Origin of the sequence: Streptomyces sp. WMMB 322, assembly GCF_900090145.1 — a bacterium.
Lineage (GTDB): Bacteria > Actinomycetota > Actinomycetes > Streptomycetales > Streptomycetaceae > Streptomyces.
In genome coordinates, this window is the sequence record NZ_FMHI01000001.1 from 711,597 (window position 1) to 738,534 (window position 26,938).

Consider the following 26,938-nt stretch of genomic DNA (forward strand, 5'->3'; position numbering starts at 1 on the left):
CCGGGGCGGCTGGGGCCGGCGACGGTCTCACAGCGGGCATGCTGTTGGCGCGCACGGACGGGGAACATAAAGTCGAACGCAGCGCGGCCGGCCGTCCCGCCGGCAGCCGACCGGTCCCGACGGGAGTCTCGCCGTGCCACGCCGCCCGACCACGCGCACCACCCTGCTGACCGCGCTGCCGCTCGCCGTCGGCCTCCTGACAGCCGGCTGCCAGGTTCCCGGTCCGGACGGCGGCTCAAGCCCGGGGAAGTCCGCCGGCCCCACGGCACGTGAATCGTCCACGCCCACCGACGGCGGGCCCGGCCCCTCGGACGGCGCCGGTTCCGGCTCCGGCTCCGGTTCCGGCGCCGTCAGCCCGTTCGCCAATCCGGACGGCAGCAAGCGCGGCCTGGCACCGGTCACTTCGGACGCCGAACGCAAACGCGCACGTGCCCTGATCGAGACCCTCCACACCAAGGGCCGCGGCCCCAGGACCGGTTACGAGCGCGAGGCGTTCGGCTACGCCTGGAAGGACACCGTCGACGGCGTCCCGCTGGGGCGCAACGGCTGTGACACCAGGAACGACGTCCTGGCCAGGGACGGGCTGAAGCTGGTGCGCGAGGAGGGCTCGGACTGCGTCGTCGTCTCCATGACCCTGCACGACCCGTACACCGGCAGGACCGTCGAGTGGCGCAAGCAGCGGGCCATGGAGGTCCAGATCGACCACGTCATGCCGCTCTCCTACGACTGGCAGATGGGGGCCTCCCGCTGGAGCGAGGACGAACGGGAGCGCATAGCCAACGATCCGCTGAATCTCCTCCCGGTGGACGGCTCGTCCAACAGCGCCAAAGGCGACTCGGGACCGGCGTCCTGGCTGCCTCCCGACAAGCGCATCCGCTGCGCCTACTCGGTGCGCTTCGCCCAGGTCGCCATCGAGTACGAGCTGCCCGTCACCGCGCCGGACAAGCGGACGATGCTGAGGCAGTGCGGCGGTTGAGGAGGCCGGCGGCGCCGGCCGCGGCACGTCTCGTCGCCCGAATCGTTGTCCGGATGAAAGCCGAAGCGGTGGTCTCCACCACTTCCACTACTTAACATCGATCAACGCCGAGGTCGTGCACCACCGTCGCACGCCCCTAGCCGCCGTCCGGGAGACTCGATGCACAGCAGCACTGAAGGAAGCCGTCGCCGCAGGTCCGCGCTCACCGTCTCCGGTGCCGCCGCGCTGCTCGTCGCAGCGCCGCTGCTCACCGGGTGCGGCGACGACGCGCACCCCGGCGCCGCTGCCGTGGCGGGCGGTGAACGCATCAGCATGGCGCAGCTCCAGGCGAAGGTGGAGACGGTGCGGAACGCGCAGCGCGCGGCTCCCCAGGGCGCGGAAATGATCAAGGGCAGTGGCCAGCTGACGCGGGCGGCGCTCGACAGCATGATCCGCGAGCGCATCGTCGAACGGGCCGCGAAGGACGCCGGAGTGTCCGTGACGCGCCGCGAAGTGGGCGAGTACCAGGCCCAGTTGCGCAAGCAGGCCGGCGGGGAGAAGAGGCTGAAGGACGCGCTGCTCCAGCAGCAGGCCGTCGCTCCCTCACAGATCGACGACTGGATGCGCATCCAGGTCTCCGTGGACAAGATCGCGAAGGCCGGCGGCATCGATCCGCGTACGCCGCAGGGCAACGAGGCGCTGCGGAAGAAGTTCTCCAAGACCTCCGAGAAGCTCCACATCAGCGTCAACCCCCGCTACGGCAAGTGGGACGTGCAGGCCGCCACGCTCGGCAACCGGACGGAGCCGTGGCTTCGGGACCTGACCGGCAGGCAGCAGGACCGGCAGCAGCAACAGCAGCAGCCGCAGATGTGACGAGCCGCCCCGGCGCCGGGGCGGCTCGGGCGGGGCGGCGGCCGGGAGCGGGGCTCTCCGGTCGCTGCGTTACGTTCGACGCGTGAACGCCTCCGCATCCGCCGGTTCCCCTGCCGGCCGCATCGTCCTCCTCACCACCAGCCACCGAGTGGCACCCGGACTGCTGTCCTGGCCCGCCTGGGAGGCGCTGCGCACCGCCGACCGGGTCCTGTGCCAGGACCCGGGGCACCCGCAGCTGCCGTACGTGCGGGAGGCCGGGATCCACGTCGCCACCGGGGCCCTGCCCGGCGCCCGCGAACTGGTCGAGTCGTCCGCCGAGGGCCGCACGACCGTCGTGATCGCCGCCGCCGAGGGCGAGCCGCAGCTGACGGACGGACTGGCGGCGCTGGCCGGTTCGGGACGCGCGACGATGCCCGAGCTGGAGCTGCTGCCCGGGTCGTACGACCTGCCCGGCGCCCGGCTCCTGGACCTCGTCCAGGTCATGGACAGCATCCGCGCGGCCTGCCCGTGGAGCGGGGCCCGGACGCACGAGGGACTGGTCAAGTACGGCATCGAGGAGATGTACGAGCTCGTCGAAGCCATCGAGGAGGGCGACCGCGGCGCCCTGTGCGAGGAGCTGGGGGACGTGCTGCTCCAGGTCGTCTTCCACGCCCGCATCGCACAGGAGGACCCGCAGGAGCCCTTCTCCATCGACGACGTCGCCGCCGGAATCGTGGAGAAGCTGATCCACCGCCACCCCCACGTGTTCGGGGAGGAGCAGGCCGCGACGGCGGAGGACGTCCGGGAGCACTGGCTCCGCACGAAGGCCGCCGAGAAGCGCCGGGACTCGGTCACGGAGGGGATTCCCCTGGGACAGCCCGCGCTGGCGCTGGCGGCGAAGCTGGCGCAGCGGGTGCGGCTCGCGGGGCTGGACGTGCCCGCCGTCACGGCCCCCGGGGCCGGCGGCATCGGCTACGAGCTGCTGGCGCTGGCCGTCCGCGCTGAGGCGGAGGGGGTCGATCCGGAGACGGCGCTGCGGGTCGCGGCCCGTACGTACCGTGACGGGATCCGCGCGGCGGAGGGCCTGGACGCGCAGGACGCGAGCCCGGACGGGCACGGGGAGGGCCTGGACGCGGAGGACGCGAGCCCGGACGGGCACGGGGAGGGCCTGGACGCGCAGGACGCGAGCACCGGCACCGACTGACGAGTGAGAGGCCGGCGCCCGGTGAGGACGGGCGCCCAACGGGAGGCCCCTACCGTGCGGCAAGCCGGGCACAGGGTGAGAGCTGTCTCACGTTCCGTGCCCGGGCCCGGTGCGCGCGGGACGGGCGCCGGGCTCCGAGGGACGCACCGGCACATCGGAGCGACGCACCGGCATAGCGGCCGTGGCAGGGGTACTCGCCCTCCATGTACGCAGTGCTGCACGCCGCAATCCAGCCGCTGTCGGTCCTCGCCGCCGAGCGCGACCTGCTCGTCGGCATCGGCCCGCTCGCCCTGGGGCTCCTGATCGTCTTCGGCCTGATCGCCGCCGTCGCCTACGGCATCCGCATCCGGGCCCGGGGCGACCAGCGCCCCTCCAGCCCGGGGGAGCAGGGCCCCGAGGAACCCCTGGAGTACGAGACGAGGCACCGGGTCCCGGACGAGGTTCCGCACGACGGCGAGCGGCGGCTGCCCTACGACCTGAAGGACTACGACGCCGACAGCCATCCCGGCGAGCACGAGAGGCCGCCGCAGAAGTGGGACCCGGGAAGCAGCGGCTCGTTCGGCAGCGGCGGCCCCGGGCACACCTGACGCACAGGTCCCGCCCACCCGGCACCAGGGCGGAACTGCCCGTACCCGGCGCCAGGGCGGAACGGCCCGTACCCGTTCCCATGGCGGGACGGCGCACCCGGCATCATGGCGGCACGGCCCGTGCCCGGCGACGGGTCTTCCCAGCCCCGCGCCGCGAGCCGGAGGGCACCCGTTAGCGTCGACGCGTGCAAGACGAGACCGACTCCCCGGCGCCGCCCATGCCCCCGCTCTTCGACTGGGAGTTCGCCGCCGACCCGTACCCGGCCTACGCGTGGCTGCGCGAACACGCGCCCGTACGCAGGACCGAACTGCCCAGCGGCGTCGAGGCATGGCTGGTCACCCGCTACGCCGACGCCCGGCAGGCCCTGGCCGACCAGCGGCTGAGCAAGAACCCCGTGCACCATCACGAACGTTCCGCCCACGGCAAGGGCAAGGTGGGCATTCCCGGCGAACGAAGCGCCAACCTGATGACGCACCTGCTCAACATCGATCCGCCGGACCACACCCGGCTGCGTCGGCTGGTGTCGAAGGCGTTCACGCCCGCCCGCGTCTCCGAGTTCGAGCCGCGCGTGCGGGAGTTGACGGACCGGCTCATCGACGGCTTCGCGGCCCGCGGCGAGGCGGACCTCATCCACGAGTTCGCCTTCCCCCTGCCCATCTACGCCATCTGCGACATGCTCGGCGTACCGGCGGAGGACCAGGACGACTTCCGCGACTGGGCGGGCATGATGCTGCGCCACCACAAGCCCGGCGAGCCGGGCCCGCCGCGCGGCGGCGTGGGCCGCGCAGTGAAGAAGATGCGCAACTACCTCGCCGAACTCATCCACCGCAAACGGGAGATGCCGGGCGACGACCTGATCTCGGGGCTCATCCGCGCAAGCGACCACGGTGAGCACCTCAGCGAGAACGAGGCCGCCGCGATGGCCTTCATCCTGCTCTTCGCCGGCTTCGAGACGACGGTCAATCTCATCGGCAACGGCACGTTCGCGCTGCTCGGCCATCCACGGCAGCGCTCTCTGCTGCGCGGCGCCGTGGCCGACGGCGACGAGCGGCTGCTGGCCACGGCGGTCGAGGAACTGCTGCGCTACGACGGACCCGTGGAGATGGCGACCTGGCGCTTCGCGACCGAGGCGCTCGAGATCGGGGGTGTCCGGATCGCCGAGGGAGAGCCGGTGCTCGTCGTGCTCGCGGCAGCCGACCGCGACCCGGCGAAGTTCGCCGATCCGGACGTACTCGACCTGGAGCGGCGCGACAACCAGCACTTGGGGTACGGGCACGGCATCCACTACTGCCTCGGGGCGCCGCTGGCGCGGCTGGAGGGGCGTCTCGCGCTGAGCGCGCTGCTGCGGCGGCTGCCGGATGTGAGGCTTGCCGTTCCGCCGTCCGAGCTGCGGTGGCGCGGTGGCCTCATCATGCGCGGACTGCGCACCCTCCCCGTCGAGTTCACGCCCGAGCCGGGCGACGGGTGACGATGTGCGACAGGAGTGACGGGACATCACGGGTGTGACTTTCACGTGATGTACGCGACACCACCTTGTGATGATGAACGCCGGGAAGCTACCTTCGGGCCGCGGCCGCAAGAAACTGCCACTGTGCGATCCGGCATTGCGCGGCCCGCGGCAAGCAAAGGCGCACCACGCCCCGCATCACCCCGCACCACCCCGGCTTCACCACCCGCCAGGTCCGTGCCCCACGAGAGGTCACCCCGTATGCCGCCCTTGTTGTCCGGTAACGGACGCCACCGCCGCCCGCGCCAGGCCCCCAACTTCGTGGTCGCGGCAGGGGTCACGGGCGCCGGCCTCGCCCTGCCCCTTCTCGGCGCGACATCGGCGAGCGCGGCGGACAACTCCACCTGGGACGCCGTCGCCGAGTGCGAGAGCGGCGGGCTGTGGAGCGCCGACGAGGACAACGGCTACTACGGCGGGCTCCAGTTGGACCAGGAGACCTGGGAGGAGCACGGCGGCACCGAGTACGCCGAGCGGCCCGACCTGGCGAGCCGTGACCAGCAGATCACCGTGGCGGAGAGCGTCCTCGACGAGGAGGGCGCGGACATCTTCGGCGACTGCGCCAAGAGCGCCGGGCTGTCCCAGGATTCGCCGGACTCGCCCGACGTCGACCCGGACGGTTCCGGCGATGTCGTGGACGGGCCCGTCGCCGAACGCCCGTACCCCACCGTCCCGTCGACCGAGGCACCGGAGGACTGGGGCGCCGCACCTGACCCGGACGCGGCCCCGGACGCGTCCGTCGAGCCGTCCGAACCCTCCGGCTCGGCCGGCCCGTCCGAGTCCGGTGACCCGTCCGAAGACTCCCTCTCGTCCGGTTCCGGGGGCGGCTCCTCGTACGAGCCGGGCGGTTCCGCCGGTTCGGGCGCGGGCGGCGACGCGGACGAGCGTCCCTCCCGTGACGGGAGCGAAGAGCGCGACGGAGGTGCCGGCGGTGCCGGCGAGAGCGACGCAGGCGGCAAGGACGGCACGGACGGCGAATACCGCGTCTCCCCGGGCGATTCGCTCTACACCATCGCGGACGAGCAGGACGTGGACGGCGGTTGGCGCGCGCTGTACGAACGCAACCGCGACGTCGTCGGCTCCGACCCCGGCCTCATCCTGCCCGGCCAGGAGCTGCGCCTCTGACATGGCCGACTGAACCGAAGGGCGCGAGGACCCCCGCTTCCCGCCAAGTCGGTCCCGGTCCGGGGCCGAGGACTCGGGCCTCCCCGGGTCGTCCCGGTCTCGCTCCTCTGCGGGCGGACGGTCCCGCGGGGCCGCCCGCCCGCCTTTTCTTCCCCGGCCAAACAAATTACGGGGAGCGCCGGAGCACCCCTGAGCAGGGCTCCCTCGCTCCCTGTCACCGGCTGTTCCCCAGCCCGACACGACGGGCCGACTTGGGCACCACCCCATGCCCGTTAGGCTCTGGGCAGTAAGCCAGACACTTCACGAAGGAGATCCTCGTGCCGTCCATCGACGTCGTCGTAGCCCGCGAGATCCTCGACTCGCGAGGCAACCCCACGGTCGAGGTAGAGGTCGGCCTCGACGACGGCAGCACCGGTCGTGCTGCCGTTCCGTCGGGCGCCTCGACCGGAGCCTTCGAGGCACTGGAGCTGCGCGACGGTGACACGGGCCGCTACGGCGGCAAGGGCGTGGAGAAGGCCGTGCTCGCGGTCATCGAGCAGATCGGCCCGGAGCTGGTGGGCTACGACGCGACCGAGCAGCGCCTCATCGACCAGGCGATGTTCGACCTGGACGCCACGGCGGACAAGTCCTCGCTCGGCGCCAACGCCATCCTCGGTGTCTCGCTCGCCGTCGCGCACGCCGCCTCCGAGGCGTCCGACCTGCCGCTCTTCCGCTACCTCGGCGGTCCGAACGCACACATGCTGCCCGTGCCGATGATGAACATCCTCAACGGCGGCTCCCACGCCGACTCCAACGTGGACATCCAGGAGTTCATGATCGCGCCCATCGGCGCGGAGTCCTTCTCCGAGGCGCTGCGCTGGGGTGCCGAGACGTACCACGCGCTCAAGGGCGTGCTGAAGGAGCGGGGCCTGGCCACCGGCCTGGGCGACGAGGGCGGCTTCGCCCCCAACCTTGGCTCCAACCGCGAGGCGCTCGACCTGATCGTCGAGGCCGTGCAGAAGGCCGGCTACACCATCGGACAGGACATCGCGCTCGCGCTCGACGTCGCCGCGTCCGAGTTCTACAAGGACGGTGTCTACTCCTTCGAGGGCAAGGACCGCACCGCCGCCGAGATGACGGACTACTACGCGGAACTCGTGGACGCCTACCCGCTCGTCTCCATCGAGGACCCGCTGTACGAGGACGACTGGGCCGGCTGGCAGACCATCACCGAGAAGCTCGGCACCAAGGTGCAGCTCGTCGGCGACGACCTGTTCGTCACCAACCCCGAGCGGCTCTCCCGCGGCATCGAGGACGGCGCCGCGAACGCCCTGCTGGTGAAGGTCAACCAGATCGGTTCGCTCACCGAGACCCTGGACGCGGTGGAGCTCGCCCAGCGCAACGGCTTCAAGTGCATGATGTCCCACCGCTCCGGCGAGACCGAGGACGTCACCATCGCCGACCTGGCAGTGGCCACCAACTGCGGCCAGATCAAGACGGGTGCGCCCGCCCGCTCCGAGCGCGTCGCGAAGTACAACCAGCTGCTGCGCATCGAGGAGATCCTCGACGATGCGGCCGTGTACGCCGGACGCAGCGCCTTCCCCCGCTACAAGGGCTGACCCGAAGCTCCGCAGCCGGCAGCGCCCATGTCGCGGTGCCCGACCGGCCGTCGCTGCGCCCGTCCCCGCTGCCGTTCCCGTACGGTGGCGGGGGCCGCCCGGCCGCCGGAAGCAGCACGCGCACGCACGGTGTGCGGGCGTGAGCCGGGACGTGGCGGCGCACGGACAGCTGAGAAGGGGACAGGGGAGGAACGTGCCCGCGGATCGCTTCTCCACCGCGACCAGACTCAGGGCGCTCGGCACCCGGGCCGCCGAGCGCGTCTACCGCGCCCGCGGCCGGACCGTGCGTGCTCCGCGCCGCAGCCGTCTCACGGGCAGAGCCGCGGTGCTCGCCCTGGTGGTCTGCTCGCTGGTGGTCGCCCTGGCCTACCCCATGCGCCAGTACGTCTCGCAGCGCACCGAGATCGCCGAGCAGCAGCGCCAGGCGGAGCACGCCCGCAAGCAGGTCAAGCGCCTGCGCGAGGAGCGTGCGCGCTGGCGGGACCCCGCGTACGTCGAGCAACAGGCCCGCAGGCACCTGCACTTCGTCCGTCCCGGCGAGACGGGTTTCACCTTGCCGGACGGTACCGGCGCCGCGCACCGGCCATCCGGCCGCGGTTCCGACCGCGCCTGGTACCAGAACCTGTGGGACGGCGTGGACAAGGCCGACAGGGCGGAGCGCGGCGGGGAGACCGCCGGGGGGACCGCCGGGGTAAACGGTCTGTCCGGCGGGGGCAGCTGAGCTCCGCCGAACTTCCCTTCGCCCGCCGGCCGTTCGGCGCCTCCGGCGTGAACGCCGCCCCGAAGACCATCCGTAACGTCACCCGAGAGAGTCCCGCACCGATGGAAGAACCTCCGCCGCAGACCGAGCCCACGCCGCCCACGGACGCCGATGTGGCGGCGTTCAAGGCGCAGTTGGGCCGTCCGCCCCGCGGTCTGCGCGCGATCGCGCACCGCTGCCCGTGCGGCCTGCCCGACGTCGTGGAGACGGCACCGCGGCTGGAGGACGGTACGCCTTTCCCCACCACGTACTACCTGACGTGCCCGCGGGCCGCCTCCGCCATCGGCACGCTGGAGGCCGAGGGCGTCATGCGCGAGATGACGGCACGCCTGGGGGAGGACGAGGAACTGGCCGCGGCCTACCGCGCGGCCCACGAGGACTATCTCGCCCGTCGCGACGCCATCGACGTGCTCCCCGGCTTCCCCAGCGCCGGAGGGATGCCGGACCGCGTGAAGTGCCTGCACGTGCTCGTCGCCCACTCCCTCGTCGCCGGTCCGGGAGTCAACCCCCTCGGCGACGAGGCGCTGGCGATGCTGCCGGAGTGGTGGGCCAAGGGCCCCTGCGTCCCGGTCCCCGGTGACGGGGAGCACGAAGTGAACGAGGGTACGGACGACGACCCGTACGAGGACGCCGGGCGGCAGGGCGACGCCGCGCGCGGCTGACCGTCCCGCAAGCACCGTCCCGCAAGCACCGTCCCGCAAGCACCGGCCCGGACGCCGGCCTGCCGGTGCGCATCCGCCCGGTGCGCATCCGCCCGGTACGCATCCGCCCGGCGCGGACCGCCCGGGTGCGGTCGCGGGCGGCGGTTCCGGCGGGCGCCCGCCGGGACACGCATACGCTGGGGGCGACCCGTCGTGTGAGGAGCTGAGGAGAGCGCATGCCCCGTGTCGCCGCCGTGGACTGCGGTACCAACTCGATCCGGCTGCTGGTCGCGGACACCGACCCCGCACAGGGCGAACTGAAGGATCTCGAGCGGCGGATGGAGATCGTCCGCCTCGGTCAGGGCGTCGACCGTACGGGGCGTCTCGCGCCGGAGGCGCTGGAGCGCACGTTCGCCGCCTGCCGCGACTACGCGCGGGCCATCGAGGAGCACGGCGCCCGGCACGTGCGTTTCGTCGCCACCTCCGCGTCGCGCGATGCGGAGAACCGGGACGAGTTCGTGCGGGGCGTCGTGGACATCCTCGGGGCGGAGCCGGAGGTGATCACCGGCGACGAGGAGGCACAGCTCTCCTTCACCGGCGCCACCAGGGAGCTGGCCGGGCGCCCGGACCTGGACAAGCCGTATCTCGTCGTGGACATCGGCGGAGGCTCCACGGAGTTCGTCGTCGGCGACGACTCGGTGCGGGCCGCCAGGTCCGTCGACATCGGCTGTGTGCGGCTCACCGAGCGCCACGGCATCTCCGGCCCCGTCACCGCCGGCCTGCGCGCGGCGATGCGGGCCGATGTGTCGGCGGCCCTGGACGAGGTGGAGCGGAGCGTGCCGCTGGCGCACGCCCGCACCCTCGTCGGCCTCGCGGGCACCGTCACGACGGTCGCGGGCATCGCGCTGGGTCTGGACGCCTACGATTCCGCCGCCATCCACCACTCCCGCGTCCCGCGGGAGCAGATCGCGGAGATCGTGGAGCGCCTGCTGGCCTCGACGCACGAGGAGCGGGCGGCGATCCCGGTCATGCATCCCGGGCGCGTGGACGTGATCGCGGCCGGTGCCCTCATACTGCTTGTGATCATGGAACGTACGGGGGCGGCGGAGGTCGTCGTCAGCGAGCACGACATCCTCGACGGCATTGCGTGGAGCGTCAGTTGAGGCTCCACAGCCCCGCGCCGGCCCTCACTTGAGCGATGCCGGACTCCTTTGAAAGGGTGCCCCGGGACCTCTCGGAAGGCCGTCGGGAGCAGTCTCGTGAAATAATTCACGTGGAAAACCGCCTCGTCGGACGCACATCACACCCGTAGGGGCCCGGCAGAGAGCTCCGGGGCGGGCGCGTTGCTGTGAACGCCGCATTCCAGCCACATGAAGGCTGGAGTGCCGCTTCGGGACTGCTCTCGGGGCGCGGACGATAAGCGCAGCTCACGGCGGGGATGACCGCTTCACGGCCCCGGCCGGAGGATCGGATGCCGGAGGGGCTCCGGCAGGTGGCCGCGAAGTGTAGCAGGGGGTGCGACCATGCTTGTGAAGCCCCTCACGAGGTCACCCCCCGGGGCGGGTGGATACTCGATGGCATGAGCACCACGGAGCGTCCTCGAATCCTCGTTGTGGGTGGCGGGTACGTCGGCTTGTACGCCGCACGGCGCATCCTGAAGAAGATGCGCTACGGCGAGGCGACAGTCACCGTCGTCGACCCGCGTTCGTACATGACGTACCAGCCGTTCCTCCCGGAAGCCGCTGCCGGCAGCATCTCGCCGCGCCACGTCGTGGTTCCGCTGCGGCGTGTGCTGCCCAAGGCCGAGGTTCTCACCGGCCGTGTGACGACGATCGACCAGGAGAGCAAGGTCGCAACGATCGCGCCGCTCGTCGGAGAGGCGTACGACCTGCCCTTCGACTACCTCGTCATCGCCATGGGTGCGGTCTCACGGACCTTCCCGATCCCCGGACTTGCCGAGAACGGCATCGGCATGAAGGGCGTCGAGGAGGCCATCGGGCTGCGCAACCACGTGCTGGAGCAGCTGGACAAGGCCGACTCCACCAACGACGAGGACGTTCGGCGCCGCGCGCTGACCTTCGTCTTCGTCGGCGGCGGCTTCGCGGGCGCGGAGACGGTCGGTGAGGTCGAGGACATGGCCCGCGACGCGGCGAAGTACTACCCGAACGTCCGGCGCGAGGACATGCGCTTCATCCTCGTCGACGTCGCCCCCGGCATCCTGCCGGAGGTCGGTCCGAAGCTGGGCGAGTGGGGACTCGAGCACCTCAAGAGCCGCGGTGTCGAGTGCTACCTGGGCACCTCGATGAAGTCCTGCGTCGGCGGTCACGTCGAACTCAGCAACGGCCTCGAGGTCGACTCCAGCACCATCGTGTGGACGGCGGGCGTCAAGCCCAACCCGGCGCTGGCCCGCTTCGGTCTGCCGCTGGGCCCCAAGGGGCACGTGGACGTCGACGCGACCATGCAGGTCCGCGGCTCCGGCCACATCTGGGCCGCCGGCGACAACGCCCAGGTGCCGGACCTGGCCGCGGGCAAGGACGGCGCCTACTGCCCGCCGAACGCGCAGCACGCTCTGCGGCAGGCGAAGGTGCTGGGCGACAACATCATCTCGGCGCTCCGCGGCTTCCCGCGGCGCGCCTACAAGCACGGCAACAAGGGCGCCGTCGCCGGACTCGGGCTGCACAAGGGCGTCGCGATGATCGTCGTCGGCAAGACCCGGATCAAGCTCAAGGGGCGCCTGGCCTGGTACATGCACCGCACGTACCACGGCCTCGCCGTCCCCACCTGGAACCGCAAGATCCGCGTCTTCGCGGACTGGACGCTCGCGATGTTCCTCAAGCGTGAGGTCGTCTCCCTCGGCGCGATGGAACACCCCCGCGAGGAGTTCTACGAGGCCGCCTCGCCCGTGACCGCCGCCGCGACGGAGGAGGCCGCGGCCGAGCGCAAGACCCGGGTCAAGGAGAGCCGTGCCGTGAACCACCGGGAAGAGGCCAAGGCCTCCTGAGCCTGCCCGTGAGGTGATCCGCGAAGGACACCGAAGACCTCCGTGAAGGGGGCGTCCGCCATCCGTGGGGCGGGCGCCCCCTTCGCAGTTCCCGCACGGACCCCGCACCCTCCCCGCGAGGTGACGCGGCGACAAACCGGTGTGTGAGTCGGCATGGTTCGCACGACAATCGTGTTGCATATACGGGGTTCCACCCCTTCCGTATGGAGGTGTGTGCAATGACCGATGTCGCGTCACGACTCTGCGCCCTCACCGAACGGCTCCTCGGCGCGCCTCTTCCCGTCCGCATCCGCGCCTGGGACGGCAGCGAAGCCGGACCGGCCGGCGCTCCCGTGCTCCGCGTACGGCACCGGCGCGCGCTGCGCCGCGTCCTGTGGCGGCCGGGCGAACTGGGCCTGGCCCGCGCCTGGGTGGCAGGGGAGCTCGACACCGACGGGGACGGTGAGCTGTACGGGCTGCTCGACCGGCTGGCGGGCCTGATGTGGGAGAAGAACGAGAGCGGGCGGGAGTCCTCACCGGGTCGGCTGCGCGCCGCACTCGACCGCGTACGCGACCCGGACGTACGTGCCGCCGTCCGAGAACTGCTCGTGCTCGGAGGCACGTTGCCGCCGCCGTCGCCGCCCGCGGAGGAGCGGCGCAGGCGGCTGGGCGTCCGGCACACCCGCAGCCGGGACCGCCAGGCCATCAGCCACCACTACGACGTGGGCAACGACTTCTACCGGCTCGTCCTCGGCCCGAGCATGGTCTACTCGTGCGCCTACTGGGAGCCGGCGGCGGCCGGGAAGACCTTCATGCTCGAGGACGCCCAGCGCGCCAAACTCGACCTGGTCTGCCGCAAGCTGGCGCTGCGTGAGGGGCAGCGGCTGCTGGACGTCGGATGCGGATGGGGCTCACTGGTGCTGCACGCGGCGCGCGAGTACGGAGTGCGTGCCGTCGGCATCACGCTCTCGCAGGAGCAGGCCACCTACGCCCGCAAGCGCGTGGCGGAGGAGGGGCTGACCGACCGTGTCGAGATCCGTGTGCAGGACTACCGCGAGGTGCGCGACGGGCCTTACGACGCGATCTCCTCGATCGGCATGGCGGAACACGTCGGCCGGGAGCGCTACCGCGAATACGCCGGCGACCTGTACGAGCTGCTGCGGCCGGGCGGGCGCCTGCTCAACCACCAGATCGGGCGCCGCCCCGTGAGCGACGAATCCGCCTACGAGGTCGACGAGTTCATCGACGCGTACGTCTTCCCGGACGGGGAGCTCGCTCCCGTCGGGCAGACGGTCTCCGTGCTGGAGGAGGCGGGGTTCGAGGTGCGCGACCTCGAATCGCTGCGCGAGCACTACGCGCTGACGCTGCGCGCCTGGGTCGCCAACCTGGAGGCGGCCTTCAGCGAGGCTGCACGTCTCAGCTCGTACGGACGTGCACGGGTGTGGCGGCTGTACATGGCCGCTTCGGCGCTCGCCTTCGAGCACAACCGGATCGGCATCAACCAGGTCCTCGCGGTCCGCACGACGCCCGGCGGCGACTCGGGGCTGCTGCTGCGCACCCGCGAGTGGCGCGCGGCGTGACGGCCGGGGCCTGACCGGAGGGGGCGCACCACCACCGACCACCGGTGGTGGTGCGCCCCCTCCGGTCATTCGCGGGTCTCTTCGCCGAGCACGAGCACCTGGATCGCGAGCACCGCGGCGCCGCGTGCCCAGTCGTGGAAGTCGGAGACCTTGGTCTCCAGGTTCACGGGGTCGGCGTGCGGATTCGTGTGGGCTTCGATGGCGTCGAAGACCGCGTCCCCGGCCACGTCCATCAGGCCCACTCCCTCGCCTGCGAGCAGGATCTTCTCCGGCAGCGCGAAGTTCGCGATGTGCGAGATCAGGATGCCCAGGGCGCGGGCGGCCTCGCCGATGACGCGAGAGGCCGCCGGGTCCTTGTCGCGGGCGAGCCGCAGGATCTCCTCGTAGCCGACGGAGCGGCCGGTCGCGGCGCGGACCTGGTACTCGATGCTCTGGACGGTGAGCAGCGAGGCGGCGGTGCCGCGTTCACCGTGGGGGGTCAGCGGGCCGTACGGGTCGAGGATCCAGCGCTCCGTCGTGCGGTGGTAGTTGTCGGAGGGCCGGACGGCCTCCCCGTTGATGACGAGCGTGTATCCGATGCCCGCGCCGATGGTCAGGAGCGCGAAGCGGTCGAAGCCGCGTCCTGCGCCGAACCATGTCTCCGCCTCGACCAGCGCCGCGACGTCGTTCTCGACCACAACCGGCAGCCCGGTCCGCTCCTCCAGCAGGTCGGCGAAGGGAACCTCACGCCAGCCCAGATACGGGTCGTCGACGGCCACGGCCCGTCCCCGGACCAGGGCTCCGAGGCCGACGCCGATGCCCGCGAGATGCGGGAAGTCCTCGGCGAACGATCGCACGATCGAGTGAGCGAGGTCGGCGACGGCATCGGGCTCGGACGAGTCCAGCTTGCGGTCCTCCTGCCTGACGACGGTGCTCTTCAGAGTGGTGACCACCCCGTAGACCCTGTCGCTCGTGATCTTCAGACCCACGAAGTGCCAGGGCTCGGTGACGATGTCCAGGGGACGCCCCGGGCGGCCCTGCCCCGCCGTGGTCACCGGCGTGAGCCCCTCCAGCAGCAGACCGGAGTCGATCAGCGGCTTCGCGAGACGCGTCAGGCTGCCGCCCGACATGCCCAGCTGCCGGGCGATCTCGCTGCGGGAGGTCGGGCCGTTCTTGAGCACCTCGATGGCGACCGCGCGCTCCGTGGGAGTCAGCGGCCTCCAGCTCGGGGCCGGTCCGCCCGAACTGCCCGGACTCTTCGAACCGTTCAATCACAGCCTCCGCGACGGTACTTGGACGTGGGGACTCTCAGCCTATGCGAGCCCCGGTTAAATTTTGTGCAGAACTATCAGTGCTCGGATCCGGCACGGAATCTCCCGTGCAGGGCGTCTTGACAGTCACAATAACTTCCACGTAGAAGTAAATCCATCGTGATGTGACTCTCCGAAGGCGACGCGGACAGGGAGGTCTGCCGGTGGCCGTGACGAAAGCGACGACTGCGAGTCCGGCACCGGGACGTGCTTCCGGTGAAACCCGTACGGCTCTCCTCTTCATCGCCCCGGCGATGCTCGGCTACCTGGCCTTTCTGGTGTGGCCCACGCTGCGCGGCGTCTATCTGAGCCTCACCAGCTTCGACCTGCTCTCCCCGGCGAAGTGGGTGGGCCTCGACAACTACCGCCGCCTCGTCAACGACCCCGTCTTCTGGGACTCGCTGGGGGTGACCCTGCACTACGTCGTGGTCAACATCGGCGTTCAGACCGTCGTCGCGCTGCTGATAGCGGTGCTGATGCACAGGCTCACCAGCTCGACGGTGCTCCGGGGGGTCGTCCTCGCTCCGTATCTGGTCTCGAACGTCGTCGCCGGCATCGTGTGGCTGTGGATCCTGGACACGCAGCTCGGAGTCGGCAACGAGATCATCGAATGGCTCGGCTTCGAGCGGATCGCCTTCTTCGGTGACGCCTCATGGGCGATACCGACGATCGCGCTCGTCAACGTGTGGCGGCACGTGGGCTACACGGCACTGTTGATCTTCGCCGGGCTGCAGTCCATACCGCCGACGGTCTATGAGGCGGGCCGCGTCGACGGTGCGAGCGAGTGGCGCATGTTCCGTTCCATCACCCTTCCGCTGCTGCGGCCGATCCTGTCGCTCGTCCTGATCATCACGGTCATCGGCTCGTTCCAGGTGTTCGACACCGTCTCGGTCACCACCGACGGCAAGCCCGCCAATGCCACCAACGTGCTGCAGCTGTACGTGTACGACCTCGCGTTCGACCGGCTGCAGTTCGGCTACGCCTCGGCGATATCGGTGGCCCTGATGCTCGTACTGACCGCCATCACCGTCTTCCAGTACCGGCTCATGCGCGCCGGCCGCACCGACCTCGGCTGAGAAGGGAAGGTCCGAAGTGACGGCAACGATGACGCATGCGGGGACGGGGAGCGAGCCGGCGACCCGCGGGGAGCCGGCCGGCCGGAAGCGAGAGCGGCGTCCGCTCTCGTGGGGGCGTGTGCTGGCCTGGGCGGCGATGGCCGTGGTCACCCTGATCACGCTGTTCCCGTTCTACTGGATGCTGAGAACGGCACTGTCCACGAACACGGCCCTGGCGCAGGCCCCTGCCTCCCCGCTCCCCGTCGACTTCAGCCCCGGTGGTTTCCTCAGGGTCTTCGGGCTGCAGAGCACCGAGGAGGCGCTCGCCGAGGGAGGATCAGGCGGCTCGCTGGACTTCTGGCGCTACCTGGCCAACTCGGTAGTGGTCGCCACGCTCGTCACCTTCTTCCAGGTGTTCTTCTCCGCGATGGCCGCGTACGCCTTCGCCCGGCTGCGCTGGCCCGGGCGGGACGCGGTGTTCGGCTTCGTGCTGGGGGGACTGATGATCCCCGCAGTCTTCACGCTGCTGCCGAACTTCGTACTGATCAAGGAAACCGGCCTGGTGGACAGCCTGTTCGGCATCGCGACGCCGATGGTGTTCATGACGATGCCGTTCGCCGTCTTCTTCCTGCGTCAGTTCTTCCTCGGCATATCCCGCGAGGTCGAGGAGGCCGCGCTCATCGACGGGGCCGGGCGGGTCCGCGTCTTCTTCCGGCTGATCCTGCCGATGTCGACGGCTCCCGTCGCGACGCTGAGCATCCTCACCTACATCACGGCCTGGAACGAGTACTTCTGGCCGCTGATGGTCTCCTACAGCGGCAGTTCGCGTGTGCTGACCGTCGCGCTCAGCATCTTCCGTTCGCAGACCCCGCAGACGGGCACCGACTGGGCCGGCCTGATGGCGGCCACCTTCGTCGCCGCGCTGCCCATGGTGCTGATCTTCGCCCTGCTGGCGAAACGCATCGTGAACTCCATCGGCTTCAGCGGCATCAAGTGAAGGAGAGTGGGATGAGCACCGCATCACTCGGCGACCGGCGCCGCACGTCCGCACGCGCCCGCGCGGCCTCCTTCGTGGCGCTGGCCCTTGCACTGGCCCTTCCCGCCGCGGGCTGTGCACCGCAGGCAGCCTCCTCCGGAGGGGACGGGCACACGGTCTCGTACTGGATGTGGGACGCCGCGCAGAAGCCCGCGTACGAGGCGTGCGCGAAGGCGTTCCACAAGGAGAACCCCGGGCTGCGCGTCGACATCACCCAGATCGGGTGGGACTCGTACTGGACGAAGCTCACGTCGAGCTTCATCGCCGGCACCCAGCCGGACGTCTTCACCAATCACGTCGCGAAGTACCCGCAGTACGAGGGGCTCGGCGCGCTCAGTCCGCTGGACGAGCTGGGCCCGACCCGCGGCATCGAGGACTCGGACTTCGAACCGGGCCTCGGCAAACCCTGGATCGGCCGGGACGGCCACCGCTACGGCGCCCCGAAGGACTGGGACACGGTCGGCGTCTTCTACAACAAGAAGATCACCAGGGCGGCCGGCGTCAGCGACGCCGAACTGCGCGACCTGGCCTGGAATCCGCGCGACGGCGGCAGCTTCGAGAAGACCCTCGCCCGGCTGACGGTCGACGCGAACGGGAAGCGCGGGGACGAGCCCGGTTTCGACAAGGACAACGTCGCGCGCTACGGACTGGCCACCAACGACGCCGGGGGAGACAACAGCGGCCAGACGCAGTGGAGTTCCTTCGCGGCCTCGGCCGGCTGGCACTACATGGACAAGAACCCGTGGGGTGAGCACTACAACTACGACCAGAAGACGCTGCACAAGACCCTCGGCTGGTACTTCGGCCTCGCCGAGAAGGGCTACATGGCGCCCCTGGAGGACTACTCGGACACCAACCACCCCGAGACCCAGCTCGCTTCGGGCAAGGCGGCCCTCGCGATGCACGGCTCCTGGATGCTCAGCACGTTCGCCGGTCTCAAGGGCGTCGATCTGGGCATAGCGCCGACGCCGAAGGGTCCGACGGGCAAGCGCGCCTCGATGCTGGGCGGTCTCGCCGACTCCATACCGAAGGGAGCGAAGAACAAGCGGGGCGCGGCGAAGTGGGTCGCCTTCCTGGCCTCGGACGAGTGCCAGAAGCTGGTGGGCGAGGACGCGACGGTCTTCCCCGCCACGCCCGCCGGAACGAAGAGGGCCACAGCCGCCCACCGCAAGAAGGGGCTCGACGTTACGCCCTTCACCCGCCACATCGAGGAAGGGACGACCTTCTCCTTCCCGATCAGCGATCACGCCGCCGACATCAACGCGATGCTGGTCCCCGCCATGCAGGAGATCTACGCGGGCGACTCCCCGGCCGAATCCCTCACGGAGACGAACAAACAGATCAACTTTCTCTTTCAGCAGGACAAGTGAGTCAGCAGGACACTCGAGTACCGAGTAACCACGGCACGCACAGGAAAGGCTTTCGCTCGTGCCCTTCTCCATCGGAATCGTCGGCGCCGGCCAGTTCGCCGGATCGTTCGCCAAGCTCTTCCGCCTCCACCCCGGCGTCGGCGCAATACATGTCACCGACCTCCTGCCCGAGCGCGCCGAACGGCTCGTCGCCGCGGAAGGGCTGGCGGGAACCGCGGCCTCGTTCGACGACATGCTCGAATCGGACGTCGACGCTGTCGCCCTCTTCACCCAGCGCTGGACCCACGGCCCGCTCGCGGTGCGGGCGCTGCGCGCGGGCAAGCACGTCTACTCCGCCGTGCCCATGGCGGTGTCGGAGGAGGAGACGGCAGCCATCATCGAGGCCGTCAAGGAGACCGGCCTGACGTACATGATGGGCGAGACCAGCCACTACAACCCGGCAACCGTCTACGCGCGGGAGAAAATCGCCGACGGCGGATTCGGGCGGCTGTTCTACGCCGAGGGAGACTACGTCCACGACATGGACCTCGGCTTCTACGACGCCTACCGCTACAGCGGGGGCGAGCGGTGGAAGGAGACGGCCAGCTACCCGCCGCTGCTCTACCCCACGCACAGCATCGGCGGCGTGCTGGGCGCCTGGCAGACGTACGCGACCAGTGTCAGCGCGGTCGGTGTCCGGGACGAGCGCGGCGACGGCGTCTTCGACCGGGAGATCAGCCAGTTCGGCAACGACTTCTCCAACGCGACGGCGCTCTTCGAGGTCGCAGGCGGGGGATCGTTCCGCACGAACGAGTTCCGCCGCGTCGGATACCCCTCACACATCCGCGAGTCCCGCTTCCGCTTCTTCGGCACCGAGGGCAGCTTCGAGCAGCTGGCGACCGTCAGCTTCTGGCAGGACAAGACCGGTGTGCGGGACGTCTCGGAGCATCTTCAGGCCGTCCCGACCCTCTCCGCGGACGACCCGTCGCTTGCCGACGTCTCGCCCGCGCTGCGTGACGCCTTCATCTCCGGTACGGCTCCGGTGCACGACCGCGTCCGGCTGCCCGCGGAGTTCGCCCACGCGCCCAACGGGCACGAGGGAAGCCACCACTTCCTCGTCGACGACTTCGTCAACGCCGTGAACGACAGCACGCTGCCCTCGGTCAACGCGTGGGTCGCGGCCCGCTACACGCTGCCCGGCGTCGTCGCGCACGACTCGGCGCTGCGGGACGGGGAACGGCTCCCCGTCCCCGACTTCGGTGACGCGCCCGGCTGAGCCCTCGCACAGGAGCCCCGAACAGCACCGCGGCCCGGCCCCCAGGGTGAGGGGGCCGGGCCGTGGTTGTGCCCGTGCCGGGCCGTCGGCTTCGCCTGGCGGCGGTCCCGTGGGCGCGGCAACGGCAGCGGGACTACTCGGTCTTGATGGCGGTGAGCATGTTGAGCCTGGCGGCCCGCCGCGCCGGCCACAGCGCGGCCAGCATGCCCACGACCGCTGCCAGCCCGAGGAAGATCCCGATCCGTTCCCACGGCAGCACCAGTGAGTACGTCGACAGCGACAGTCCCACGACCTTGCCCGCCGCCCAGCCGAAGAACACGCCGAGCCCGATGCCGAGCACCCCGCCGAAGAGTGAGATGACGAGCGACTCCAGCCGCACCATCCGCTTGATGCCCCTCCGGTCCAGGCCGATGGCGCGCAGCATCCCGATCTCCTGCGAGCGTTCGAAGACGGACATCGCCAGGGTGTTGACCACACCCAGTACGGCCACGACCACCGCCATCGCGAGCAGCCCGTAGAGCATGTTGAGCATCAGCGTGAAGATCTTGGCGATGGACTCCGTGACGTCCTTCTCGTCCTGGACGAGCACCGCCGGATTGTCGCCCAGGGCCTTCTCCAGGGACGCCTTGACCGAACTGCTCGCGCCCTCCTTCGTCTTGACCATCACCTGCATGCTCGACAGCTGCTTCATGTGGGGGTCGAGAGTCCCGGTGTCGAGCATGATGCCCCTGATCAACTCGTTGCCCTCGTAGACCCCCGAGACGGTCATCCGGGTCTTCTTCCCGTCCTCGAAGGTGACGGGGAAGGTGGAACCGGTCTTCCACTTCTTCCTCTCCGCGGTGTCCTTGTCCACCACGGCCTTGTTGCCGGACAGCCCGTCCCAGCCGCCGGAGACGAACGGCAGGTCGGTGAGGTCGCTGATCGTCGAGCCGTTGACGCCCGTCAGGTACTCGGTGGAACTGCCCACCCGGGCGGGGGAGTTGCGCATCGGGCTCACCGACTCCACCTGGTCCTCGCGGAGCAGCTTCCGCTCGACGTCCGCTGAGAGCGGCGTCTGGTTGGCCATGCTGACGGTGTAGTCCGCCCGGAGGGAGTCGGTCGCCATCTTCTCGACGGCCTGCTGCACACTCCCTGCGACCACGGTCAGACCGGTGATCAGGGTGAGCCCGATCATCAGCGCGGACGCCGTCGCGGCGGTACGGCGCGGATTGCGCACCGAGTTCTGCCGGGCCAGCTTCCCTGCGACGCCGAAGATCCGCATGAACGGGGCGGCCGCGGCGATCAGCGGCCGCGACAGCAGCGGCGTCAGGACGAAGACGCCTATGAGGAGGGTGGCGGCGCCCGCCGAAAGCGGAATCTTGGCCGTGTCCCGGTCGTCCATCCCGGCCCCGTACAGCACCAGTGCCGTGCCCGCGCCGGCCAGAAGCGCGCCGATCGTGTTGCGGATGACCAGCGAACGCGTCGTCGCCGCCGCGTGCACGCTGCTCATCGCAGCCACCGGCGGGATCTTCGCGGCCTTGCGGGCGGGAAGCCAGGCGGCGAGCACCGTCACCACGATGCCCGTGGCGAGCGAGGCCCCGACGGCCGTTCCGTCCACGACGAGCGGCCCGTCCGGCACGGTCGCGCCGAAGCTGCCCATGAGCGAACGCAGGGCCGCCCCGATGCCGACGCCTGCCGCCAGCCCCGCCACCGCGGCGACGGAGCCCACGACCAGAGCTTCGACGAGCACCGAGCGCGTCACCTGACGGCGGCCCGCGCCCACTGCGCGCAGCAGCGCGAGTTCCTTCGTGCGCTGCGCGACGAGCATGGTGAAGGTGTTGGCGATGATGAAGATGCCGACGAACAGCGAGATGCCGGCGAAGACCAGCATCGCCGTCTGCATGCCGCTCATGCCCTCCTTGATCCTCTCGGACTGGTCGGCGGCGAGCTTCTTGCCGGTGACCGCGTCCGCGCCCTTGGGAATGATCTTCTCTGCCTGGGACTTCAACTGGGCCTGCGAAGTGCCGTCCGCGGCCTTCAGCGTGATCTGGTCGTACTGTCCGGGCTGGGCGTAGAGCCGCTGCGCGGTGGGGGTGTCGAAGAGTACGAGCGTGCCGCCCGCGGCCACATTGCCGTCGTCGGTGGTGAAGATGCCGACCACGCGCTGTTCCAGGACCGGGCCGTCGACCGACATGCGGGCGGTGTCGCCGACCTCGAAGCCGACGCGCTTCGCCGTCGCGGAGTCGATGGCCACCTCGTCGGAGTTCTGCGGGGCCCGGCCGTTCTTCATCGGGTAACGGGCGTCCTCGCCCTTGCCGTTGCGGCCGGAGTCGTAGTTGCCGCCGGTGGTCTGCCAGCCCTCGCCGACGAGTTTGCCGTCCTTGTCGGCGAGCGCGGTGAAGCCGGTGACGGAGCCGCTGGCGCTCTCGGTGCCGGGCAGCTCGCGTGCCTTGTCGAGAGTGGCCTGCGTCAGCCGCTTCCGGTCACCCGGGGGCCGGCCCGGCGCTCCGGGGTCGCCCCCCGCCGCCGGTTCGATGGCGAGGTCGACGTTGCTGTATCCCTTCTCCGAACTCTTCTGGTACGCGTCGGAGATGGTCGATGTGAAGACCAGGGTGCCGGAGACGAATGCCACGCCGAGCATCACGGCGAGCACGGTCATCAGCAGCCGGGCCTTGTGCGCGAAGACGTTGCGCAAGGCTGTACGGAGCATCGGTGAGTCCTGAATTCGGGGTTCCGGGGACGCGGGGTTCCGGGGACGCGGGGTTCCGGGAACGCGGGTTCTGGGGGCCGCGGGGCGGCCCGGCTGTCCTGGGCCGGCTCCGGGTTCCGGGTCCGGGTCCTGCTGTCGTTCGCCTCGGCGGGAGTGGCGCGGCTGTGCGTCCCGCGCCGGGGTGTCCGCCGGGGCGCGGCTCAGTTCGTGCGCACCCTGGCGTCGAGGTTCTTCATGCGCTCGAGCACCGACTCGGCGGTCGGCCCGGACATGTCGTCGACGATGCGCCCGTCCGCGAGGAAGACGACGCGGTCCGCGTAGGAGGCGGCCACCGGGTCGTGGGTGACCATGACGATCGTCTGGCCCAACTCCCGTACGGAGTTGCGCAGGAAGCCCAGTACCTCCGCTCCGGCGCGGGAGTCGAGGTTGCCCGTCGGCTCGTCGCCGAAGATGATCTCCGGCCTGCTCGCGAGTGCGCGGGCCACGGCGACGCGCTGCTGCTGACCGCCGGAGAGCTGGCTCGGGCGGTGCTTGAGCCGTCCGGAGAGTCCCACCGTCTCGATGACGCGGTCCAGCCAGGCCTGTTCCGTCTTGCGGCCCGCGATGTCGAGGGGCAGCGTGATGTTCTCCAGGGCGTTGAGTGTCGGAAGCAGGTTGTACGCCTGGAAGATGAAGCCGATGCGGTCGCGGCGCAGCTTCGTCAGCTTCTTGTCCTTGAGCTTGGTCAGTTCGGTGTCGCCGATCAGGGCGCTGCCGCTGGAGACCGAGTCGAGGCCGGCCATGCAGTGCATCAGGGTCGACTTGCCGGACCCCGACGGCCCCATGATCGCGGTGAATTCGGCCTTGCGGAATTCGACGGAGACCCGGTCGAGCGCGACCACCTTGGTCTCGCCCTGCCCGTAGACCTTCGAGAGGTCCGTGGCGCGCGCTGCGGCGATGCCGGCGGGCGCTGCGGCGGCCGGTACGCGGGAGGAGTAGGTGGTGGTCACGGGAGTGCGCTCCTGTCGGACGGTGTAGTGATCTCGGGACCACACCATGTTGTCCTTCCGTGCGCCCCCGCGGATCACCCCCCGTGCCGGTATCTGGGCACCCCTTGCGAGGTACCTCCCGCTCGCGCGGTCATCCCTGGGTATGACGGCGTCCCCGAGGCGGGGGCATCGCTCATGAACGGCGGGCGGGGGCGGGAGCCGGCCGGCGGAAGACGGGTTCCGGTGTCCGGACGGCGACTTTCCGTCATTTCCCCGCGCCAGGGACGTGATCCGGACGCGCTCCGAAGTGGGAGACGCGGTACTGACGCCTCGTCAGTTGCCCATAAAATAAGACAACATCGGGCTGACGCCCCGCAGTTGGGGGCCTGACGCTGGATAGGCTCTTCCTGCACCCTGGGGTATAGGAGCCCGCGCGCTGAGTAACCGATCGCGGGTTCGGAGCCGGTGCCCGGATGGTGGAATGTAGACACGACGAGCTTAAACCTCGTTGGCCCTGAGGGCCGTGCCGGTTCAAGTCCGGCTCCGGGCACCACCCACGTGGTCAGGCGGCGCACCGGCGCCGGTCGTTCAGATCCATCCTCGTTCGCGGGCGAGCAGGGCGGCCTGGAAACGGTTGGTCGCATTGAGCCGCCGCATCAGCGAAGCCACGTGCTTGCGGTATGTGCGTACGGCTATGCCGAGTTCCCGCGCTCCCGTCTCGTCCTTCTCCGCGGTGCACAGGGAGTGGAGGATCTGCCGTTCGAACGCGTTCGCGACGGCGTTCTCGGCCGTCTCCTCGTCCTCGGGCGCGGGGAGTTCACGGCCCATGTCCCACATGCGCTCGAACAGCGCCACAAGGGCCGCGACGAGACCCGGATCGCGCGTGAGAATCGCCCCCTTCGACGTGCGCGCGGGGTCTATGGGGGTGAGCGCGGCGGAACGGTCACAGATGATCAGGCGTTCAAGAGGCTGGTAGGAGATGCGTATCTGGGCTCCGGCCGCCGTGAGTTCCCGTACGTAGCTCATCGTGGTGGGACAGTCGAGGGCCGCCGAGTCGAGCAGGGTCCGCATGTGCACTCCGCGGCGCAGCACCCGGGTGTCCAGCAGCCGCGCGTGGGCGATGCTCTCCTCGCTCAGGACCCCTCTCGGGTTGGTGGTCATGCTCTCGGTGCGGGTGAAGAACGTCAGCTCGTCGATCACTGCCCGTACCGCGCCCATCCCCTCGATGTGCTGAACCGATTCCCCGGGGTTCGTGGCGGCGGTGTCCACGGCCAGGGACTTCTCCTGTTCGAGCAGCAGGGAGTCGACGACCCGACTCGTGGCGGTCCGGCTTTCCAGCTCGCCGCGGAAGTGCCTGACCTTGTTCTCGACCAGCCCCTCCACCGCCCTGGCGGGTGAGACGGGCAGGAGCTGGCCCGAGGGCGATTCCCGCGCCAGCCCCAGCTCGGTCAACTGGTGGTAGATCTCCCGCGCGTCCCCTCCCCGGCCGTGGTCGTCGGCAAGGTGGCGTTCGAGTTCCGACTGGCTGAAATGGCCGCGGCGCAGCAGAAGCCTGTACAACTCCTCGTCCTCGGGGCCGACTCCCAGGAAACCGAGGTTCGCCTGTTCCATCGCTCTCCTTGCCAGAACGCAGTTCCCCCGTGCGGCCGCGCGGGGGTGGTCTTCCGTCAGTCCGACTCGGAACGCACGCTGACCGGGCGTCAGGCCGGCCGCCGGTGGCGCCGGAGTGACCACCGCGGAAGCCGAACGAGACGTCAGCTCCGGGCTTGGGTACCTGGTCCGCCGCAGCGCCGCAGCGGGCCCGGTCCGGCTCGCGACTTCGGGACAGGCGCCCCTCAGCTGCGTCGGGTACGCACCGGCCGACGGTGGCGCGATGCCGGCGGCGTCCCACGCGGGCCGCCGCCGGCCGGGCACCGCCTTGCCCCGCCGGCCGGGCACCGCCCTGCGGCGGGCGCGACCGGCTCGGGGCGGCCGGCCGGGGTCGATCCCACGTTCGGTGGCTGCGATGACCCTTTGGTGGACGACACGGGGGCAATCTACCCGGTCACACGCCCCCTGGTCGGGGCAACCGTCCCAAATCCCCTTGCGCGCACGGGTCTTACCCGAAAGCAGGCGACTCGCCCCGCCCGACCGTGACCCTGCGGGAGTGCGCGTCCTTCCTGGTCACACGTCGCACTCGTCCTTCGCTCGGCGCACGACATCCAGTTCGGCGAACGACGCCACCTCCGGGTGGCCGGGCGTACCCGCCTCGTAGCCGGGTTCTCCCGGACGCCGCACACCGGCGGTCAGCAGACCGGCGGCACCCGCCGCGTCCAGTTCCCCGGGGCGGTCGGAGAGGAAGAGAGTCCGTCCCGGGGGAGAGGCCAGGGAGTCGGTGATGGTCCGGTAGGAGGCGGGAAAGTGCTTGGGACCGGCGTTCCCGGTGTCGAAGAAGCCGTCGACGGGCGGCAGCGGCGTGCCGCCCGTCGCGCCGTGGGAGAACCATGCGCGCTGAGCCGTGACGGACCCGGACGAGTAGACGTACAGCCGCACGCCCGAGGAACTCCAGCGCCGCAGCGCCGCCGGGACGTCGCCGTAGAAGTGCGGAACGAGGTCGCCGCGGGCGAAGGCATCCGCCCACAGCAGGCCCTGAAGCGTCTTCAGCGGAGTGGCCTTGCGGTCTTCCCGGATCCAGGCCGCCAGAACGGCTTCGACACGTGCGGTGTCCGCGCCGGGCTCTCCGGTCATCTCGCGGACCTGGTCCACGGCGCGCCGGACCTCCGGCTCGGCGGCCCGCTCGGCGAGCAGAGCCCCCAGCCGGCCCTCGCAGTACGGGAAGAGCACCTCCGTGACGTAACGAGAGGCGCTTGTCGTGCCCTCGATGTCGAGCAGCACGCTGTCGGCTTCGAACCGTTGCGTCATGCGGCACTTCCGGCGTGCAGAGTTTCGAAGCCGGGGAACCTGGCGGCGATTCCGCTTCCACTGAAGGTCCCGACCCAGCCGTCCTCCTCGTGGAAGAAGCGGATCGCTGTGAAGGAGGGCTCACTGCCCATGTCGAACCAGTGGGACATGCCTCTGGGCAGTCCCAAAAGATCACCCGCTTCGCAGCGCACGGCGTGAACTTCACCGTGCACGTGAAGGTAGAACGCGCCTGCTCCGTGGACGAAGAACCGGACCTCGTCGTCATCGTCGTGGGTGTGTTCGCTGAGGAACCGCTCGCGTGCGGCGGACGCCGTGGCGCGCCACTCGGATGTCCCGTCCGGGTGCAGGGAGACCACGTCGACGGTGGAGAACCTCTCCTGTTCCTTCAGCCTGCCGACTTCCGCCCGGTAGGCGCCGAGCACGGCGGCTTCGCCCGCGCCGGGGCGCAGGTTCTCGCGCACCGGCCACTGTTCGTAGCGCACACCGAGCGGCGCCAGCACCGCTTCGACGACGGCGGGGTCGGTGGTTCGGCGCACCTCGGTGCCCGGATCCGTCTCCGGCCAGGTGACAAGCAATGTCATGCCAACT

22 protein-coding genes and 1 tRNA gene are annotated in these 26,938 nt (G+C 70.5%); 17 read left to right on the forward strand and 6 right to left on the reverse strand.

Annotated features, from left to right (window positions below):
- Positions 1 to 133: 133 nt before the first annotated feature.
- From H180DRAFT_RS02995 to H180DRAFT_RS03050, 12 genes are all read left to right on the forward strand, one after another.
- Positions 134 to 976 (forward strand): HNH endonuclease family protein, encoded by an 843-nt coding sequence (locus H180DRAFT_RS02995; RefSeq protein WP_055484322.1) that lies wholly within the window; start codon positions 134 to 136, stop codon positions 974 to 976.
- Between the two features lie 159 nt (positions 977 to 1,135).
- Positions 1,136 to 1,828, forward strand: a complete 693-nt coding sequence (locus H180DRAFT_RS03000) for a SurA N-terminal domain-containing protein (protein WP_055484323.1) — start codon at positions 1,136 to 1,138, stop codon at positions 1,826 to 1,828.
- Between the two features lie 82 nt (positions 1,829 to 1,910).
- Complete coding sequence (locus tag H180DRAFT_RS03005) at positions 1,911 to 3,011, forward strand: nucleoside triphosphate pyrophosphohydrolase (RefSeq protein WP_079099785.1); 1,101 nt, start codon at positions 1,911 to 1,913, stop codon at positions 3,009 to 3,011.
- 203 nt (positions 3,012 to 3,214) lie between these two features.
- Entirely contained in the window at positions 3,215 to 3,598 is a 384-nt protein-coding gene (locus tag H180DRAFT_RS03010; RefSeq protein ID WP_055484324.1) for a DUF6479 family protein, read from the forward strand.
- A 218-nt stretch (positions 3,599 to 3,816) separates the two neighbouring features.
- Complete coding sequence (locus tag H180DRAFT_RS03015) at positions 3,817 to 5,067, forward strand: cytochrome P450 family protein (protein ID WP_055484501.1); 1,251 nt, start codon at positions 3,817 to 3,819, stop codon at positions 5,065 to 5,067.
- Between the two features lie 252 nt (positions 5,068 to 5,319).
- Positions 5,320 to 6,228 carry a LysM peptidoglycan-binding domain-containing protein gene (locus H180DRAFT_RS30745; RefSeq protein ID WP_302622423.1) on the forward strand — a complete coding sequence of 303 codons (909 nt, stop codon included), beginning with the start codon at positions 5,320 to 5,322 and terminating at the stop codon, positions 6,226 to 6,228.
- A 317-nt stretch (positions 6,229 to 6,545) separates the two neighbouring features.
- Complete coding sequence (gene eno, locus H180DRAFT_RS03025; RefSeq protein WP_055484325.1) at positions 6,546 to 7,826, forward strand: phosphopyruvate hydratase; 1,281 nt, start codon at positions 6,546 to 6,548, stop codon at positions 7,824 to 7,826.
- A 193-nt stretch (positions 7,827 to 8,019) separates the two neighbouring features.
- The gene (locus H180DRAFT_RS03030; protein ID WP_055484326.1) at positions 8,020 to 8,547 is read left to right on the forward strand and encodes an FtsB family cell division protein; all 528 of its coding nucleotides are present in this window, start codon (positions 8,020 to 8,022) and stop codon (positions 8,545 to 8,547) included.
- Between the two features lie 101 nt (positions 8,548 to 8,648).
- Positions 8,649 to 9,248 carry a DUF501 domain-containing protein gene (locus tag H180DRAFT_RS03035; protein ID WP_055484327.1) on the forward strand — a complete coding sequence of 200 codons (600 nt, stop codon included), beginning with the start codon at positions 8,649 to 8,651 and terminating at the stop codon, positions 9,246 to 9,248.
- 215 nt (positions 9,249 to 9,463) lie between these two features.
- Positions 9,464 to 10,390 (forward strand): Ppx/GppA phosphatase family protein, encoded by a 927-nt coding sequence (locus H180DRAFT_RS03040; protein WP_055484328.1) that lies wholly within the window; start codon positions 9,464 to 9,466, stop codon positions 10,388 to 10,390.
- A 416-nt stretch (positions 10,391 to 10,806) separates the two neighbouring features.
- A complete protein-coding gene (locus H180DRAFT_RS03045) occupies positions 10,807 to 12,228 on the forward strand; it encodes an NAD(P)/FAD-dependent oxidoreductase (protein ID WP_055484329.1) in 1,422 nt (473 codons plus the stop codon).
- Positions 12,229 to 12,446: 218 nt separating this feature from the next.
- On the forward strand, positions 12,447 to 13,787 hold the full coding sequence (locus H180DRAFT_RS03050; RefSeq protein WP_055484330.1) for an SAM-dependent methyltransferase: 1,341 nt from the start codon (positions 12,447 to 12,449) through the stop codon (positions 13,785 to 13,787).
- Positions 13,788 to 13,852: 65 nt separating this feature from the next.
- Here H180DRAFT_RS03050 and H180DRAFT_RS03055 read toward each other — a convergent pair whose 3' ends face one another.
- Entirely contained in the window at positions 13,853 to 15,037 is a 1,185-nt protein-coding gene (locus H180DRAFT_RS03055; protein ID WP_055484331.1) for an ROK family transcriptional regulator, read from the reverse strand.
- Between the two features lie 209 nt (positions 15,038 to 15,246).
- On the opposite strand from H180DRAFT_RS03055, the gene H180DRAFT_RS03060 reads away from it, so the two are divergent.
- The 4 genes from H180DRAFT_RS03060 to H180DRAFT_RS03075 are packed head-to-tail and all read left to right on the forward strand — an operon-like array spanning position 15,247 to position 19,792.
- Complete coding sequence (locus H180DRAFT_RS03060; protein WP_254665855.1) at positions 15,247 to 16,152, forward strand: carbohydrate ABC transporter permease; 906 nt, start codon at positions 15,247 to 15,249, stop codon at positions 16,150 to 16,152.
- Between the two features lie 28 nt (positions 16,153 to 16,180).
- Complete coding sequence (locus tag H180DRAFT_RS03065; protein ID WP_055484503.1) at positions 16,181 to 17,128, forward strand: carbohydrate ABC transporter permease; 948 nt, start codon at positions 16,181 to 16,183, stop codon at positions 17,126 to 17,128.
- 11 nt (positions 17,129 to 17,139) lie between these two features.
- Complete coding sequence (locus H180DRAFT_RS03070) at positions 17,140 to 18,537, forward strand: ABC transporter substrate-binding protein (RefSeq protein ID WP_055484332.1); 1,398 nt, start codon at positions 17,140 to 17,142, stop codon at positions 18,535 to 18,537.
- Between the two features lie 58 nt (positions 18,538 to 18,595).
- A complete protein-coding gene (locus H180DRAFT_RS03075) occupies positions 18,596 to 19,792 on the forward strand; it encodes a Gfo/Idh/MocA family protein (RefSeq protein ID WP_055484333.1) in 1,197 nt (398 codons plus the stop codon).
- Between the two features lie 133 nt (positions 19,793 to 19,925).
- On the opposite strand, the gene H180DRAFT_RS03080 is transcribed toward H180DRAFT_RS03075, so the two are convergent.
- Both H180DRAFT_RS03080 and H180DRAFT_RS03085 read right to left on the reverse strand, forming a co-directional pair.
- Positions 19,926 to 22,481, reverse strand: coding sequence for an ABC transporter permease (locus H180DRAFT_RS03080; RefSeq protein ID WP_055484334.1), 2,556 nt, complete (start codon positions 22,479 to 22,481; stop codon positions 19,926 to 19,928).
- A 200-nt stretch (positions 22,482 to 22,681) separates the two neighbouring features.
- The gene (locus H180DRAFT_RS03085) at positions 22,682 to 23,470 is read right to left on the reverse strand and encodes an ABC transporter ATP-binding protein (protein WP_055484335.1); all 789 of its coding nucleotides are present in this window, start codon (positions 23,468 to 23,470) and stop codon (positions 22,682 to 22,684) included.
- A gap of 446 nt (positions 23,471 to 23,916) precedes the next feature.
- On the opposite strand from H180DRAFT_RS03085, the gene H180DRAFT_RS03090 reads away from it, so the two are divergent.
- A tRNA-Leu gene (locus H180DRAFT_RS03090) sits at positions 23,917 to 24,002 on the forward strand.
- Between the two features lie 35 nt (positions 24,003 to 24,037).
- Here the strand turns inward: H180DRAFT_RS03090 and H180DRAFT_RS03095 are convergent.
- The 3 genes from H180DRAFT_RS03095 to H180DRAFT_RS03105 all read right to left on the reverse strand — a co-directional run bounded on the left by H180DRAFT_RS03095 (position 24,038) and on the right by H180DRAFT_RS03105 (position 26,931).
- Positions 24,038 to 25,060, reverse strand: a complete 1,023-nt coding sequence (locus H180DRAFT_RS03095; RefSeq protein ID WP_055484336.1) for a helix-turn-helix transcriptional regulator — start codon at positions 25,058 to 25,060, stop codon at positions 24,038 to 24,040.
- 552 nt (positions 25,061 to 25,612) lie between these two features.
- Entirely contained in the window at positions 25,613 to 26,350 is a 738-nt protein-coding gene (mtnC, locus tag H180DRAFT_RS03100; RefSeq protein WP_055484337.1) for an acireductone synthase, read from the reverse strand.
- The gene (locus H180DRAFT_RS03105; RefSeq protein WP_055484338.1) at positions 26,347 to 26,931 is read right to left on the reverse strand and encodes a 1,2-dihydroxy-3-keto-5-methylthiopentene dioxygenase; all 585 of its coding nucleotides are present in this window, start codon (positions 26,929 to 26,931) and stop codon (positions 26,347 to 26,349) included. The genes mtnC and H180DRAFT_RS03105 overlap by 4 nt, the downstream gene beginning before the upstream one ends.
- Between the last annotated feature and the right edge of the window lie 7 nt (positions 26,932 to 26,938).

Bases quoted from the DNA above. Each gene is read 5' to 3' on its own strand.
- H180DRAFT_RS03000 (WP_055484323.1), top strand. From the start codon at position 1,136: ATGCACAGCAGCACTGAAGGAAGCCGTCGCCGCAGGTCCGCGCTCACC.
- H180DRAFT_RS03010 (WP_055484324.1), top strand. From the start codon at position 3,215: ATGTACGCAGTGCTGCACGCCGCAATCCAGCCGCTGTCGGTCCTCGCC.
- H180DRAFT_RS03015 (WP_055484501.1), top strand. From the start codon at position 3,817: ATGCCCCCGCTCTTCGACTGGGAGTTCGCCGCCGACCCGTACCCGGCC.
- H180DRAFT_RS03035 (WP_055484327.1), top strand. From the start codon at position 8,649: ATGGAAGAACCTCCGCCGCAGACCGAGCCCACGCCGCCCACGGACGCC.
- H180DRAFT_RS03040 (WP_055484328.1), top strand. From the start codon at position 9,464: ATGCCCCGTGTCGCCGCCGTGGACTGCGGTACCAACTCGATCCGGCTG.
- H180DRAFT_RS03045 (WP_055484329.1), top strand. From the start codon at position 10,807: ATGAGCACCACGGAGCGTCCTCGAATCCTCGTTGTGGGTGGCGGGTAC.
- H180DRAFT_RS03050 (WP_055484330.1), top strand. From the start codon at position 12,447: ATGACCGATGTCGCGTCACGACTCTGCGCCCTCACCGAACGGCTCCTC.
- H180DRAFT_RS03065 (WP_055484503.1), top strand. From the start codon at position 16,181: ATGACGCATGCGGGGACGGGGAGCGAGCCGGCGACCCGCGGGGAGCCG.
- H180DRAFT_RS03070 (WP_055484332.1), top strand. From the start codon at position 17,140: ATGAGCACCGCATCACTCGGCGACCGGCGCCGCACGTCCGCACGCGCC.
- H180DRAFT_RS03080 (WP_055484334.1), bottom strand. From the start codon at position 22,481: ATGCTCCGTACAGCCTTGCGCAACGTCTTCGCGCACAAGGCCCGGCTG.
- H180DRAFT_RS03095 (WP_055484336.1), bottom strand. From the start codon at position 25,060: ATGGAACAGGCGAACCTCGGTTTCCTGGGAGTCGGCCCCGAGGACGAG.
- mtnC (WP_055484337.1), bottom strand. From the start codon at position 26,350: ATGACGCAACGGTTCGAAGCCGACAGCGTGCTGCTCGACATCGAGGGC.
- H180DRAFT_RS03105 (WP_055484338.1), bottom strand. From the start codon at position 26,931: ATGACATTGCTTGTCACCTGGCCGGAGACGGATCCGGGCACCGAGGTG.